Consider the following 11989-nt stretch of genomic DNA (forward strand, 5'->3'; position numbering starts at 1 on the left):
TAATTTAATAACTTAGGTGTTCATCGAGTCGAAGAAGTCTGAATTCGTCTTGGTTTGCTTGAGCTTGCCAATCAGGAATTCAATCGCATCTGTTGTGCCCATCGGGTTAAGAATGCGACGCAGGACAAAGGTTTTCTGCAGGTCAATTTTATCAACCAACAGATCCTCTTTGCGGGTACCTGATTTGAGAATATCAATCGCAGGGAACACACGTTTGTCGGCAATCTTGCGATCCAGAACGATTTCAGAGTTACCGGTCCCTTTGAATTCCTCAAAGATAACCTCGTCCATGCGGCTGCCCGTATCGATCAGTGCGGTCGCGATGATGGTCAGCGATCCGCCCTCTTCGATGTTACGCGCGGCACCAAAGAAGCGTTTAGGGCGCTGCAAGGCGTTGGCGTCAACACCACCGGTCAGAACCTTGCCCGACGATGGCACAACGGTGTTAAAGGCACGGCCCAGACGGGTGATCGAATCGAGGAGAATGACAACGTCACGCTTGTGTTCGACCAGACGCTTGGCCTTTTCGATAACCATTTCGGATACCGCAACGTGACGGGTGGCCGGTTCGTCAAAGGTCGAGGAAACAACCTCTCCCTTAACCGAGCGCTGCATGTCGGTAACTTCTTCGGGGCGTTCATCGATCAGCAAAACGATCAGATAACATTCCGGGTGGTTTTTTTCGATAGAATTGGCAATGTTCTGAAGAAGAACGGTTTTACCGGTCCGCGGCGGGGCAACAATCAGACACCGCTGGCCCTTACCGATAGGCGAAACCAGATCGATAATGCGGGCTGAACGGTCTTTGACGGTCGGATCTTCAACCTCCATCGTCAGACGTTCATCCGGATAAAGCGGCGTCAGGTTTTCAAATGCGACCTTGTGACGGGCCTTCTCGGGCTCTTCAAAGTTAATCTTGGTGACTTCGGTCAGGGCGAAATAACGCTCTGTATCATCGGGCGCCTTGATCAGCCCTTCGATCGTGTCACCGGTGCGCAGCGAATGCTGGCGGATCATTTCGGGTGAAACGTAAATATCGTCGGGGCCCGGCAGATAGTTTGCCTCGGGCGAGCGCAAAAATCCGAACCCGTCTTGCAGCACTTCCAACACACCGTCGCCCGAGATTTCCCAGCCTTCATCCGCGCGTTCGCGCAGGATCTGGAACATCATCTCGCCTTTGCGCATGGTCGACGCGTTTTCGATCTCAAGCTCTTCGGCCATCGCCAAGAGGTTCTTGGGGGTCTGCGCCTTAAGATCAGCGAGGTTCAGCGTTTCGGTTGTCATGGAAATATCCTGTACCGGCCCAATCAGATCAGGCGGGTCGTATCGTTAAATTTGGCAGACGGATGCGATCCCAGAACTGGGTGCGAGGCGATACATAGTCAGATACGGGGCTTTCGTCAATCCGCTTAGAATTTCACGACCACGGACAGGACGATGATGATCATTAAAACTGTCGGGACTTCGTTCATCATCCGGTATTGTTTGCCGGTTAGGGTGTTCTGACCGTCAGCGAACCCTTTGACCCGCGCGTACAGCCATTCATGGAAGCCTGTCATTGCGATCACGGCACCTGCCTTGGTCCAGGGCCATATCATCGACCAATCGACGATACCGGGCGTAAAAACCAGAGATAGGCCAAAGATCCACGTGGCAATCATTGCCGGGCGCATGATCACATTCGCCAGCTTAAACTCCATCATGGTAAAAAGCTCGTGCGTTTCGCCGCTTAGCCCAACGCGTTCGGTGTGATGCACCAACAAGCGCGGCAGATAGAACAGCGCAGCCATCCACGAGATGACCGCCATAATATGGATCGCCTTTGTCCAAGGGTATGCGAGGGCTAGAAGATCAAACATATCACACTCCGTTCATTGCTCTCTTTCTAATATAAATAAGAAAAGAAGAAAGATGATGATGTAAGTAGGGAGCGTGATTTCTGTGGATTATCGAGATATACTAGGGTTTATCCACTTGTTAACTTTTCAATAAGGTTAGGGCTAACAAAAAGACATGAACAAATAAAATTTAATTTATACAATAGTTTAGAAGATTATTATCTAGCAGAGACCCTGTACAAAACTGTGGATAATTGGGCGGCAAAGTAAAACCACCCACTTGACAAGTTATCCTTATCCCACCCCGCATAAAATTGAATAGTCGGGTTGGAAATCTAAGATATCCGGCAGCGGTGTACTGTCTCTCGTATTCTCAGGGATAAGTCCCTAAAAACTCCTAAACATCGCACACAGGTTATCCACATGGTTCAAACCCTTATCCTTGCCTCGGGGTCGTCGATCCGGGCGCAGCTGCTGACGCAGGCCAATATTCCACATCAGGTGAATGTTGCACGCATAGATGAACAAATGATCAAGGCGGCCATGCTGTCCGAGGGGGCACCGCCCCGCGATATTGCCGATACCCTGGCCGAGATGAAGGCGCGCAGGGTTAGCGACAAAACCCCCGGCGCCTTGGTTTTGGGGTGCGATCAGGTTCTTGATCATCGTGGCACGTTGCTGTCGAAACCCAAAACCCCGCAAGATGCGATTGATCAACTGACCAGCCTGCGCGGGGACCGGCACAGCTTGCTGTCGGCCGCCGTTATTGTTGAGGATGGTAAACCGATTTGGCGGCATGTCGGTCAGGTGCGTTTGCGCATGCGCGATGTGTCAGACAGCTATCTTGCCGATTATGTTGATCGCAACTGGGATAGCATCCAGCACGCCGTTGGATCATACAAACTGGAAGAAGAAGGTGTTCGCCTGTTCAGCGGGATTGAAGGGGATTACTTTAATGTCCTAGGATTGCCGCTGATCGAGCTTATTAACTATTTAACGATCCGAGGGGACCTGCCCGTATGAGTTTGCCAAAAATACCGCTCGCCGCCGTGATAGGATCGCCAATCGCGCATTCAAAATCGCCCCAAATTCACGGGCATTGGCTGGAAACGATGGGCCTTCAGGGGGCCTATATCCCGATGGATGTCTTGCCAAAGGATCTGGAACAGGTGCTGCGGACCATGCCCAAGATGGGTTTTGTCGGCGCAAATATTACCGTCCCGCATAAAGAGGCGGTGATGAACATCGTTGATACCGTAACGGATCGCGCCGCATTGATCGGCGCGGTGAATATGCTGGTCTTTTGCGACGATGGTAAAATTCTGGGCGATAATACAGATGGTTACGGTTTTCTGGAAAACCTGAAATCCGGTGCGCCTAATTGGGTGCCCAGCGATGGCCCGGCCGCAATCTTTGGCGCAGGGGGTGCTGCACGCGCGGTTATTTCGTCGCTGCTGGATGCAGGTGTGCCCGAGATTTTACTGTCTAACCGGACCCGCGTGCGGGCCGAGAACCTGCAATCCGTATTTGGCGCCCGCGTGACCGTTTATGACTGGACCAAAGCTGGCAATATGCTTGAGGACGCAGCCCTGCTGGTGAATACGACCTCCCTTGGGATGTTGGGCAAATCCGATCTCCGCGTGCCGCTGGATGGTTTGCGCGCGCGGACTGTTGTGACTGATCTGGTTTATAATCCGCTCAAGACCAAGTTGCTGGAAACTGCCGAAGGCGTCGGTTGTGTCACCGTTGACGGGCTTGGTATGCTTTTACATCAGGCGGTTCCCGCGTTTGAACGCTGGTTTGGCACCCGCCCCGTGGTGGATAACGCCACCCGTCTGGCGGCGCTGCGCTGATGTTTTTGCTGGGGCTGACAGGGTCGATCGGCATGGGCAAATCGACAACCGCTGCCATGTTCGCCGATGCCGGATGTGCGGTCTGGGATGCAGATGCCGCCGTTCACCGTCTTTATGCCAAGGGGGGCGCCGCCGTGCCCGCATTTACGGAGGCCTTTCCAGAGGCCGTGATTGATGGCGAAGTGTCACGCCCCGCGCTTAAGACAATTATCGCCAACGACCCAACAGCGCTGAAAAAGATCGAAGAAATCGTGCATCCGCTTGTCGGTCAGGACCGTGCTGCCTTTCTGGAAAACGCGAGCTCTGATATTGTTGTTCTCGATATTCCGCTGATCTTTGAAACCGGCGGTAATAAACGCATGGATGCGGTTGCCTGTGTCACCGTTTCCGCAGAAACACAGCAAGAACGCGTTATGGCACGGGGCACGATGACGTTGGAACAGTTCGAAAATATACGGTCCAAACAGATGCCAAATGATGAAAAATGTGCGCTGTCCGATTATGTGATCGAGACGGACACCATCGAACACGCCCGCGCCCAAGTATTGGCCATCATCGACGACATCAAAGGAAAATTAACCCATGCGTGAGATCGTTCTTGATACCGAAACCACCGGTTTTGATCCCGAAAGCGGCGACCGCATTGTCGAGATCGGTGCCGTTGAGCTGATGGGCCACGTGGCGACTGGCGAAACCTATCATCAATATATCAACCCGGAACGCAGCATGCCGGACGAGGCATTTCAGGTGCACGGGCTTGGCGATGAATTTTTACGCGATAAGCCCAAGTTTGCGCATATCGGACAGAAGTTCCTTGATTTCATCGGTGATTCCAAGCTGATCATCCACAACGCGGCATTCGACATCAAATTTTTGAACGCTGAACTCAGATGGATGGGGCTGCCGCAGATTCCTTGGGAACAGGCGCTTGATACGCTGGCCATTGCACGCAAACGGTTCCCCGGTTCGCCCGCATCGCTGGATGCGCTGTGCCGCCGATTTGGGATCGATAACACCTCGCGCACCTTGCACGGCGCTTTGCTGGATAGTGAAATTCTGGCCGAGGTGTATCTGGAACTGATCGGCGGGCGCCAACCGGACTTTGGTCTGTCAACCAAGCCTGAGCGTAAAGCCGGTGATGTTTCACAAGAATGGACGCCAAAACCGCGGCCCAATCCCCTGCCCTCGCGGGTATCGCAGGACGAGGCCGCCGCCCATGCTGAGTTTGTCAGCAAACTGGGCGACGGCGCGCTTTGGAAGACGCTTTAGGCGTCGGCTTTTGGTGGGTTTTCTGCCTGACGGCGGGCAATTTCATTGCGGTAAAGCGCAACAAAATCAATGTTTTCCAAGTTCAACGGTGGGAAGCCACCATCGCGTGTGACGTCGCTAACAACGCGGCGCAGGAATGGGAAAATCATCCGTGGGCATTCGATCAGCAAGAACGGGTGAATCTGATCTTCTGGCACGTTTTCGATGTGGAAAATGCCGACATAATCGATTTCAAGCAAGAACAGCATCGCGTCGCCGTCTTTGGCCTTTGATGTCACTTTCAGCTTGATCGCGGATTCATATTGGTTGTCGGCGGCACGCTTTTTCGCATCCAGATTTACCTGAACCTGCACGTCGGGCTGCACGTCGGTTGGCGCGCCTTTTTGGGCCATAATATTCTCGAACGACATGTCGCGAATAAACTGACCCAGAATGCGCATTTGCGGCTGGGCTGCTAGTGTTGGTTGTGGTGCTGCTTCTTCAGCCATGTTGCGGGCTCCTTGAGGGTAAAAAATGCGTTTGGCTGGCTTTATCAGACCTCGGGGCGGCCCTCAATGCTTTGTCCAGCCGGACGGGTGCTGGGTCTTTTTATCCTCGTCGGACAGCTCGTGATATTCGCCGTCAATCACGTCACCTTGCATGGGGCGGTGTGGCTGTTTGGGGGCGTTCGTAAACCCGCCACTGAAATTCACCGACCCGCTGACGTTAACCCGTGACCGCATCGCCTGAAATACCACCGTGCGGATGCCCGGCACCAACAGCGCAAAGCCAAGGGCGTCGGTGAAAAACCCCGGCGTCAGCAACAAAGCGCCCGCAAACAGGATCATCGCGCCATTCACCAAAGGTTCGGTTGGATCGCGGACTTCGGACAGGGATGATTTGATCTGGCCTAGCGCCATGGCACCCTGCCTACGCATCAAAGACGTGCCGATAAGTGCCGTCACCACGACGATGGCCAGCGTCCAGCCAAGGCCGATTGCCCCACCTATCTGGATAAACAACGCAATTTCGATCAATGGTACGGCAATAAATGCTAAAAACAGCCACATGGGGCGGGTCCTTTCATAAGGGCCAGAGTGGACTTGGCCCGGTTCACACCCTACATAAGGGCAACAGACCCACGTTTCCATGTTTCTCACCAAGAGGTCCCTATGAATTCGCCCCTAATACAGCTTCTGGTGCTTGCCGGCATTGCAGTATTCCTGATTTTGCGTTTGAAAAATGCATTGGGAACACGCGAGGGGTTTGAAAAAACGCCCGAGGTGGACAGCCCCGCCAAGAAATCCGCAGGTCCCGCGTTCGAAGTTATCGAAGGCGGCCCCGATCTGGACATCACCGATCACGCGCCCGAAGGGTCTGACATGGCGATTGCCCTGGCAGACATGAAACGGGTCGAACCCTCCTTTGGCGTCAATGATTTTCTGGGCGGCGCACGTGGTGCCTATGAGATGATCGTGATGGGATACGAGCATGGCAATCTGGACGAAATCAAACCGTTCCTGTCCGAAGACATCTATGAAAGCTTTGTTGACGGTGTTGCTGCCCGCGAAGATCAGGGCCTGACGGTTGAATCCCATTTCGTCGGTATTCGTGAAATGGAGCTGGACAACGCGACGATGGACAACGCCACCAACGAGGCAGAGCTGACCATCCGGTTTGTTGCTGAAATGACGTCGGTCGTGACAGATAAGGAAGGCAACGTTGTTGAGGGCAGCCCGACCGAAGTGATACGTCAAAAAGACACGTGGGTATTCTCGCGCGTCATGGGCTCGGATGATCCAAATTGGCTGCTCGTTTCTACAGACGGTTAATTCGTGCCTGTGCGGGTACACTCCTGTGGGCGGGCCTGACGGTGCCGCCCGCTTTTGCAGATGTGACCTATACCGTTATGGATTTCGGGCAGCTGGACGCGTGGGAAACCGATGACCACGCCGCCGCCCTTGCGACATTCCTGAACACCTGCCGCGATCTGGAAGACGTTGACTGGCGCAACTTGTGCAGCTTTGCCGAAGCCAACCCGGACCCGCGCCAGTTCTTTGAGCTGTTCTTTCGCCCTGTCCTGATCGAAGACGGGCAAGAGGCGATGTTTACCGGCTATTATGAACCCGAGTTGGATGGCGATCTGTACCCGTCCTCGCGGTTTAAATACCCGGTCTATTCCATGCCGAAAGAGGCGAAGTCGAGCAATCCATGGCTGTCGCGACGGGAAATTCTCGATACCGACGTGATGAAGGGCCGCGGCCTTGAGATTGCTTATGTCGACGATCCGGTTGAATTGTTTTTCTTGCAAATTCAGGGGTCTGGCCGCATCCGCCTGCCGAACGGGGAATTTATCCGCGTCGGATACCGTGGCGCAAACGGGCATCCCTATCGGTCTATCGGTGTCGAACTGGTGCGGCGCGGGGTTTATGACGCGCATCAGGTCAGCGCCGAAGTCATCAAAAACTGGGTGCGCCGCAACCCCAACGACGGGCGTGATTTGCTGTATCACAACCCGTCCTATGTTTTCTTTCGCGAGGTCAACCAAGTGCCTGCTGACAAGGGGCCGCTTGGCGCGATGAACCGGTCTGTGACGGACATGCGCACCATTGCTGTTGATCCGAAATTTGTCCCCCTTGGTGCGCCTGTCTGGGTTGAGAAAGACGGCGAAACACCGCTGCACCGCCTGATGGTTGCCCAAGACACAGGGTCGGCGATCAAGGGCGCGCAACGTGCCGATATCTTCTTTGGCACGGGCGAAGAAGCTGGCCGTGCGGCTGGCAAACTGCGCGATCCCGGCCGGATGATGGTGCTGATGCCGATCCAACGCGCCTATGCCCTGCTGCCAGAGCCGTTGCTATGAGCCGCAAACGATTGAACAAAGACGACCTTTCGCTGTGGCAGAAGGTGACGGAAAGGACGGAAAAACTGGACCTGAACCAGCTGTTTCGCGCTGAAATTGACGGCCCTGCCCCAAGCGCCCCGCAAATCCGCAAAACGACGTCGGTGATAATGGGGAAACCGAACCCGAAACCGCGCCGTTTGACCCATGATCTGATGCCATCCCTGCCCGACCAGATTCGCAAATCGCCTGTCCAGATGGACAGCAAGGCATTTACCAAGCTTAAGCGCGGGAAGCTAAGCCCCGAAGGCCGGATTGACCTGCATGGCATGACGCTGGATCGCGCCCACCCTGCCCTGACGCGGTTCATCTTGAACGCGCACAAAAGCGGCAAACGGTTGGTGCTGGTCATCACCGGCAAGGGCAAGATGCGCGACGAAGGCGGGCCCATTCCGGTGCGCCACGGTGTCTTGCGCCATCAAGTGCCGCAATGGCTGTCGATGCCGCCACTGGCCAGCGCGGTTTTGCAGGTCAGTCAGGCCCATATCAGCCACGGCGGCGGCGGTGCCTATTACGTCTATCTGCGCCGTCAACGCTGAGAGCGGGCCAGCCTGCCCTGATATTTCAAGATGCCCGTGGTCGCCATGGCGGCAGCAATCACATAATAGATCGCAATCGGGATCATCTGTTCGGGGAAATCCACGCCCAGATCGATGAACAGGCCCGTGATCCCGGGGCCAATTGCCGATCCGAAAACCATCAACGCGGCCGCAACCGCCTTGATCGACCCGATATAGCGCGTGCCGTAAAATTCAGCCCAGAACACGGATGTCGCGGTGGCCTGCATCCCCTGCCCGATGCCAAAGATCATCAGCCCGACCCCCGCCATCGCAATCGTGTCAGCAAAGGCAAGCACCGCAAAAGACACCGCAAAGGGCAGCATTTGCACGGGCGTCACACGGTTCACCCCGAAACGGTCAACCGCCCATCCGGATACGAACGTCGAAATCACCGATGTGACGGTATAAAGCGGCATCAGCGCGACGAAACTGACCAGTGACCAGCCTTTAACCTCGGTCAGGTGGACCTGTTGGAAAAACAGCGCGGTTCCCCATGCTGCCGGCCCGATAATCATCGGGATCATCAGCCAGAACAGCCCGTGGCGCATCATCTGCATGCGGGTCCAATGCGCCCCATCCATCCCTGCCACCTGCGTGGTTTCAGCCATGGATTGCGGGGTGCGTTCGTGGCGCAACAACGCCAACATCACCGGCATGGTGAGCAGTACCAAAGCAGCGGCCAGAACCCACAGGCTGCGCCAATGAAAACTGGCGAAAAGTGCTACAAATACAATGGGTAAGATGGCTTGGCCCGCAGCAAACCCCATCGACGATAGTGAAAGCGCCTTGCCGCGTGTCGCCTCGAACCAGCGGACCATGGCGACTGATCCCAGCTGTGACATCATCCCCTGCCCGGTCAGCCGCAGCGCGTAAATCACAAAGATCAGCGCGATCCAGTTTGGCACAGCGGCCATCGCCAGACAGGCCGTGGCAAGCGCAATCATCACCCAGAATGACAAACGCCGGACGCGAAACCGATCCGTCAGAACCCCAGCCCAAACCATCGTGATCGCCGAAAGCGTCGTGCCGATGGTATAGATGCCACCCCATTGGCCATCGCTTAGGCCGAAACTGCCCTTAATCTCGCCCGCGAAAAGCGAGATAAAGTAGGTTTGCCCATAGGACGACGTAAAGGTCAGCAGAAAACCTGCCAACAAAAACAGCCAATTGGCGCGGATGAATTGAAAATATGCCATGCGCCATCATTCTCAGGCGCATGGCAGAAAGAAAAGTCCTAAAGCACGTAGCGCGACAGGTCGGAGGAGCGGACAAGCTCGCCCAGGTTCTTTTCGACAAAATCGCCATCCACGGTGATTTTTTCGCCGCTACGGTCGGGCGCGGTGAAGGACAGTTCCTCGAACACCCGCTCCATCACCGTGTACAGACGCCGCGCACCGATGTTTTCAATCGATTGGTTCACATCGGCGGCGATCTTGGCCAGCGCCTTGATACCGTCATCGGTGAATGTCACCTCGACCTCTTCGGTGCCCATCAGCGCGGTGTATTGCAGCGTCAGCGCATTGTCGGTTTCGGTCAGGATGCGCACGAAATCGTCTTCGGTCAGGGCGCGTAATTCGACACGGATCGGCAAACGGCCCTGCAATTCGGGCAAAAGGTCAGACGGTTTTGCAATGTGAAACGCACCGGACGCGATGAACAGAACGTGGTCGGTTTTCACCGGGCCATATTTTGTGGAAACGGTGGTGCCTTCGATCAGGGGCAGCAGATCGCGCTGGACCCCTTCGCGCGACACATCACCGCCACGGGCATCAGACCGCGCGCAAACCTTGTCGATTTCATCCAGAAACACGATGCCGTTTTGTTCAACCGCATCAATGGCGGCACGGTTAACGGTCTCATCATCCAGCAGTTTATCAGCCTCTTCGCCAATCAGTATTTCATAGCTTTCCGATACCGACAGACGCTTCTTGGTTTTGCGACCGCCCATGGCTTTGCCAAACAGATCGCCAAGGTTCATCATTCCCATGCCACCGCCGGGCTGGCCGGGGATATCCATTGTCGGGAACGGGCTAGAGGTATCAGTGACCTCAAGATCGATCATTGTGGCGTCCAATTCGCCCGATTTCAGCTTTTTGCGAAACATCTCGCGGGTGCCTTCGCGGGCGTCTTCACCGGCGATGGCATCAATCACGCGCTCTTCGGCAGCCTTGTGGGCGCTGGCTTTGACGTCTTCGCGCATGTGTTCGCGGGTCATCAGAATGGCGCTGTCCACCAGATCGCGGATGATCTGTTCAACATCGCGCCCGACATAGCCGACTTCGGTGAATTTCGTGGCTTCCACCTTGAGGAACGGCGCGCGGGCCAGCTTGGCCAAGCGGCGGCTGATTTCGGTTTTGCCGACACCTGTGGGCCCGATCATCAGAATGTTCTTGGGGTACACTTCGTCGCGCAGGTCATCGCCCAACTGTTTGCGGCGCCAGCGGTTGCGCAAGGCCACGGCAACGGCGCGTTTGGCGTCGTTCTGGCCGATGATAAACCGGTCAAGCTCGGATACGATTTCGCGGGGGGTTAGATCGGTCATGGTTTGATTTTCTCCACCGTGAGGTTGCCATTGGTGTAAACGCAGATGTCCGAGGCAATTTTCATCGCATCGCGGGCCACGGTTTCTGCATCGCGGTCGCTGTCCATCATGCCGCGCGCCGCCGCTAGGGCATAGTTGCCCCCGGATCCGATGGCCGCGACGTTATGTTCGGGTTCCAGCACGTCACCGGCACCGGTGATAATCAGCAGCTCGGTGCCATCGGTGACGATCAACATCGCCTCAAGCTTTTGCAGGTATTTATCCGTGCGCCAATCCTTGGCCAATTCAACGCTTGCCCGCGCCAATTGGCCCGGTGTCGCCTCAAGTTTGACCTCCAGCCGTTCCAGCAAGGTAAACGCGTCTGCTGTCGATCCGGCAAAGCCCGCAACCACGTCAAAACCACCGGGGCTAAGCCGGCGAACCTTGCGGGCGGTGCCCTTGATCACGGTTTGGCCCAGACTGACCTGACCGTCGCCTGCGATGACCACTTCACCGTCTTTTTTAACGCCGATAATCGTCGTTCCGTGCCATCCGGGAAATTCTTGGCTAGACATGCTCGGTCTCCTTCTTTGACTTCTATATGGTCCCCGAAAACGCAGGGGGCAAGGGTGCGGCCCTTGGCACCGGCGGGTGTTTGCGGGTTTGGGCGCGTCGTGGCCGGACCATACACAAAGGGCGCCCCGTTTCCGGTGCGCCCTTGGCTAAATTACATGAATTTGGTTCAGATCGACTCTTCGATCCAGCTTTGAATCTGGCCCTTTGGGCGTGCGCCGGACAGGTTGGAAACGACTTCGCCGCCTTTGAAAATGAACAGGGCAGGGATGCCGCGAACACCCATTTGCGCCGGGCTGTTGGGGTTTTCGTCAACGTTTACTTTGACGATTTTGACCTTGCCGCCCATTTCTTCGGAAAGCGCCTCAAGGGACGGTCCGATTTGCTTGCAGGGACCGCACCATTCTGCCCAGAAATCCACTACGACAGGGATATCGGAATTTTTAACTTCAGCGTCGAATGTTGCGTCTGTGACTGCGACCGTGGCCATGATG

15 protein-coding genes are annotated in these 11989 nt (G+C 55.5%); 7 read left to right on the forward strand and 8 right to left on the reverse strand.

Annotated elements, in window-relative coordinates; genetic code table 11:
• Positions 1 to 12 precede the first annotated feature (12 nt).
• Entirely contained in the window at positions 13 to 1284 is a 1272-nt protein-coding gene (gene rho, locus WNY39_RS09165) for a transcription termination factor Rho (protein WP_341232804.1), read from the reverse strand.
• 125 nt (positions 1285 to 1409) lie between these two features.
• Positions 1410 to 1859, reverse strand: a complete 450-nt coding sequence (locus tag WNY39_RS09170) for a CopD family protein (RefSeq protein ID WP_342845249.1) — start codon at positions 1857 to 1859, stop codon at positions 1410 to 1412.
• A gap of 402 nt (positions 1860 to 2261) precedes the next feature.
• Between WNY39_RS09170 and WNY39_RS09175 the strand changes: the two genes are divergently transcribed.
• From WNY39_RS09175 to dnaQ, 4 genes are read left to right on the forward strand one after another with little or no spacing between them, the layout of a single operon-like run.
• Entirely contained in the window at positions 2262 to 2861 is a 600-nt protein-coding gene (locus WNY39_RS09175; protein ID WP_342845250.1) for a nucleoside triphosphate pyrophosphatase, read from the forward strand.
• Positions 2858 to 3691: a shikimate dehydrogenase gene (locus WNY39_RS09180; RefSeq protein WP_342845251.1), complete on the forward strand. Its 834-nt coding sequence runs from the start codon at positions 2858 to 2860 to the stop codon at positions 3689 to 3691. The genes WNY39_RS09175 and WNY39_RS09180 overlap by 4 nt, the downstream gene beginning before the upstream one ends.
• Positions 3691 to 4281, forward strand: a complete 591-nt coding sequence (coaE, locus tag WNY39_RS09185) for a dephospho-CoA kinase (RefSeq protein ID WP_342845252.1) — start codon at positions 3691 to 3693, stop codon at positions 4279 to 4281. The genes WNY39_RS09180 and coaE overlap by 1 nt, the downstream gene beginning before the upstream one ends.
• Positions 4274 to 4960 carry a DNA polymerase III subunit epsilon gene (dnaQ, locus tag WNY39_RS09190; RefSeq protein ID WP_342845253.1) on the forward strand — a complete coding sequence of 229 codons (687 nt, stop codon included), beginning with the start codon at positions 4274 to 4276 and terminating at the stop codon, positions 4958 to 4960. Before coaE ends, dnaQ begins: the two co-directional genes overlap by 8 nt.
• On the opposite strand, the gene secB is transcribed toward dnaQ, so the two are convergent.
• Together secB and WNY39_RS09200 are read right to left on the reverse strand one after the other, a co-directional pair.
• Positions 4957 to 5448 (reverse strand): protein-export chaperone SecB, encoded by a 492-nt coding sequence (gene secB, locus WNY39_RS09195; RefSeq protein WP_342845254.1) that lies wholly within the window; start codon positions 5446 to 5448, stop codon positions 4957 to 4959. The two genes, dnaQ and secB, sit on opposite strands and share 4 nt — an antisense overlap.
• 63 nt (positions 5449 to 5511) lie before the next feature.
• Positions 5512 to 6009: an FxsA family protein gene (locus WNY39_RS09200; RefSeq protein WP_341232811.1), complete on the reverse strand. Its 498-nt coding sequence runs from the start codon at positions 6007 to 6009 to the stop codon at positions 5512 to 5514.
• 102 nt (positions 6010 to 6111) lie between these two features.
• Between WNY39_RS09200 and WNY39_RS09205 the strand changes: the two genes are divergently transcribed.
• The 3 genes from WNY39_RS09205 to WNY39_RS09215 all read left to right on the forward strand — a co-directional run bounded on the left by WNY39_RS09205 (position 6112) and on the right by WNY39_RS09215 (position 8380).
• Positions 6112 to 6771 carry a Tim44/TimA family putative adaptor protein gene (locus WNY39_RS09205; protein ID WP_341232812.1) on the forward strand — a complete coding sequence of 220 codons (660 nt, stop codon included), beginning with the start codon at positions 6112 to 6114 and terminating at the stop codon, positions 6769 to 6771.
• 77 nt (positions 6772 to 6848) lie between these two features.
• Positions 6849 to 7802, forward strand: coding sequence for an MltA domain-containing protein (locus WNY39_RS09210; RefSeq protein ID WP_342845402.1), 954 nt, complete (start codon positions 6849 to 6851; stop codon positions 7800 to 7802).
• A complete protein-coding gene (locus WNY39_RS09215; protein ID WP_342845255.1) occupies positions 7799 to 8380 on the forward strand; it encodes a Smr/MutS family protein in 582 nt (193 codons plus the stop codon). Before WNY39_RS09210 ends, WNY39_RS09215 begins: the two co-directional genes overlap by 4 nt.
• Here WNY39_RS09215 and WNY39_RS09220 read toward each other — a convergent pair.
• From WNY39_RS09220 to trxA, 4 genes are all read right to left on the reverse strand, one after another.
• Positions 8371 to 9597 carry an MFS transporter gene (locus WNY39_RS09220; protein WP_342845256.1) on the reverse strand — a complete coding sequence of 409 codons (1227 nt, stop codon included), beginning with the start codon at positions 9595 to 9597 and terminating at the stop codon, positions 8371 to 8373. The genes WNY39_RS09215 and WNY39_RS09220 overlap by 10 nt on opposite strands.
• A gap of 38 nt (positions 9598 to 9635) precedes the next feature.
• The gene (gene hslU / locus WNY39_RS09225) at positions 9636 to 10943 is read right to left on the reverse strand and encodes an ATP-dependent protease ATPase subunit HslU (RefSeq protein ID WP_341232815.1); all 1308 of its coding nucleotides are present in this window, start codon (positions 10941 to 10943) and stop codon (positions 9636 to 9638) included.
• Positions 10940 to 11497, reverse strand: coding sequence for an ATP-dependent protease subunit HslV (gene hslV, locus WNY39_RS09230; RefSeq protein ID WP_341232816.1), 558 nt, complete (start codon positions 11495 to 11497; stop codon positions 10940 to 10942). The genes hslU and hslV overlap by 4 nt, the downstream gene beginning before the upstream one ends.
• 167 nt (positions 11498 to 11664) lie before the next feature.
• Positions 11665 to 11985, reverse strand: coding sequence for a thioredoxin (gene trxA / locus WNY39_RS09235; RefSeq protein WP_341232817.1), 321 nt, complete (start codon positions 11983 to 11985; stop codon positions 11665 to 11667).
• Positions 11986 to 11989: the final 4 nt, after the last annotated feature.

The sequence above is a fragment of the Sulfitobacter sp. AS59 genome (genome assembly GCF_038899995.1).
In the GTDB taxonomy this organism is placed as follows: Bacteria; Pseudomonadota; Alphaproteobacteria; order Rhodobacterales; family Rhodobacteraceae; genus Sulfitobacter.

Excerpts from the sequence above, each read along its gene's own strand:
- trxA (WP_341232817.1), bottom strand. The coding sequence starts at position 11,985 with ATGGCCACGGTCGCAGTCACAGACGCAACATTCGACGCTGAAGTTAAA.
- hslU (WP_341232815.1), bottom strand. The coding sequence starts at position 10,943 with ATGACCGATCTAACCCCCCGCGAAATCGTATCCGAGCTTGACCGGTTT.
- coaE (WP_342845252.1), top strand. The coding sequence starts at position 3,691 with ATGTTTTTGCTGGGGCTGACAGGGTCGATCGGCATGGGCAAATCGACA.
- hslV (WP_341232816.1), bottom strand. The coding sequence starts at position 11,497 with ATGTCTAGCCAAGAATTTCCCGGATGGCACGGAACGACGATTATCGGC.
- WNY39_RS09170 (WP_342845249.1), bottom strand. The coding sequence starts at position 1,859 with ATGTTTGATCTTCTAGCCCTCGCATACCCTTGGACAAAGGCGATCCAT.
- WNY39_RS09180 (WP_342845251.1), top strand. The coding sequence starts at position 2,858 with ATGAGTTTGCCAAAAATACCGCTCGCCGCCGTGATAGGATCGCCAATC.
- WNY39_RS09210 (WP_342845402.1), top strand. The coding sequence starts at position 6,849 with ATGGATTTCGGGCAGCTGGACGCGTGGGAAACCGATGACCACGCCGCC.
- WNY39_RS09220 (WP_342845256.1), bottom strand. The coding sequence starts at position 9,597 with ATGGCATATTTTCAATTCATCCGCGCCAATTGGCTGTTTTTGTTGGCA.
- WNY39_RS09205 (WP_341232812.1), top strand. The coding sequence starts at position 6,112 with ATGAATTCGCCCCTAATACAGCTTCTGGTGCTTGCCGGCATTGCAGTA.
- WNY39_RS09175 (WP_342845250.1), top strand. The coding sequence starts at position 2,262 with ATGGTTCAAACCCTTATCCTTGCCTCGGGGTCGTCGATCCGGGCGCAG.
- secB (WP_342845254.1), bottom strand. The coding sequence starts at position 5,448 with ATGGCTGAAGAAGCAGCACCACAACCAACACTAGCAGCCCAGCCGCAA.
- WNY39_RS09200 (WP_341232811.1), bottom strand. The coding sequence starts at position 6,009 with ATGTGGCTGTTTTTAGCATTTATTGCCGTACCATTGATCGAAATTGCG.
- rho (WP_341232804.1), bottom strand. The coding sequence starts at position 1,284 with ATGACAACCGAAACGCTGAACCTCGCTGATCTTAAGGCGCAGACCCCC.
- WNY39_RS09215 (WP_342845255.1), top strand. The coding sequence starts at position 7,799 with ATGAGCCGCAAACGATTGAACAAAGACGACCTTTCGCTGTGGCAGAAG.
- dnaQ (WP_342845253.1), top strand. The coding sequence starts at position 4,274 with ATGCGTGAGATCGTTCTTGATACCGAAACCACCGGTTTTGATCCCGAA.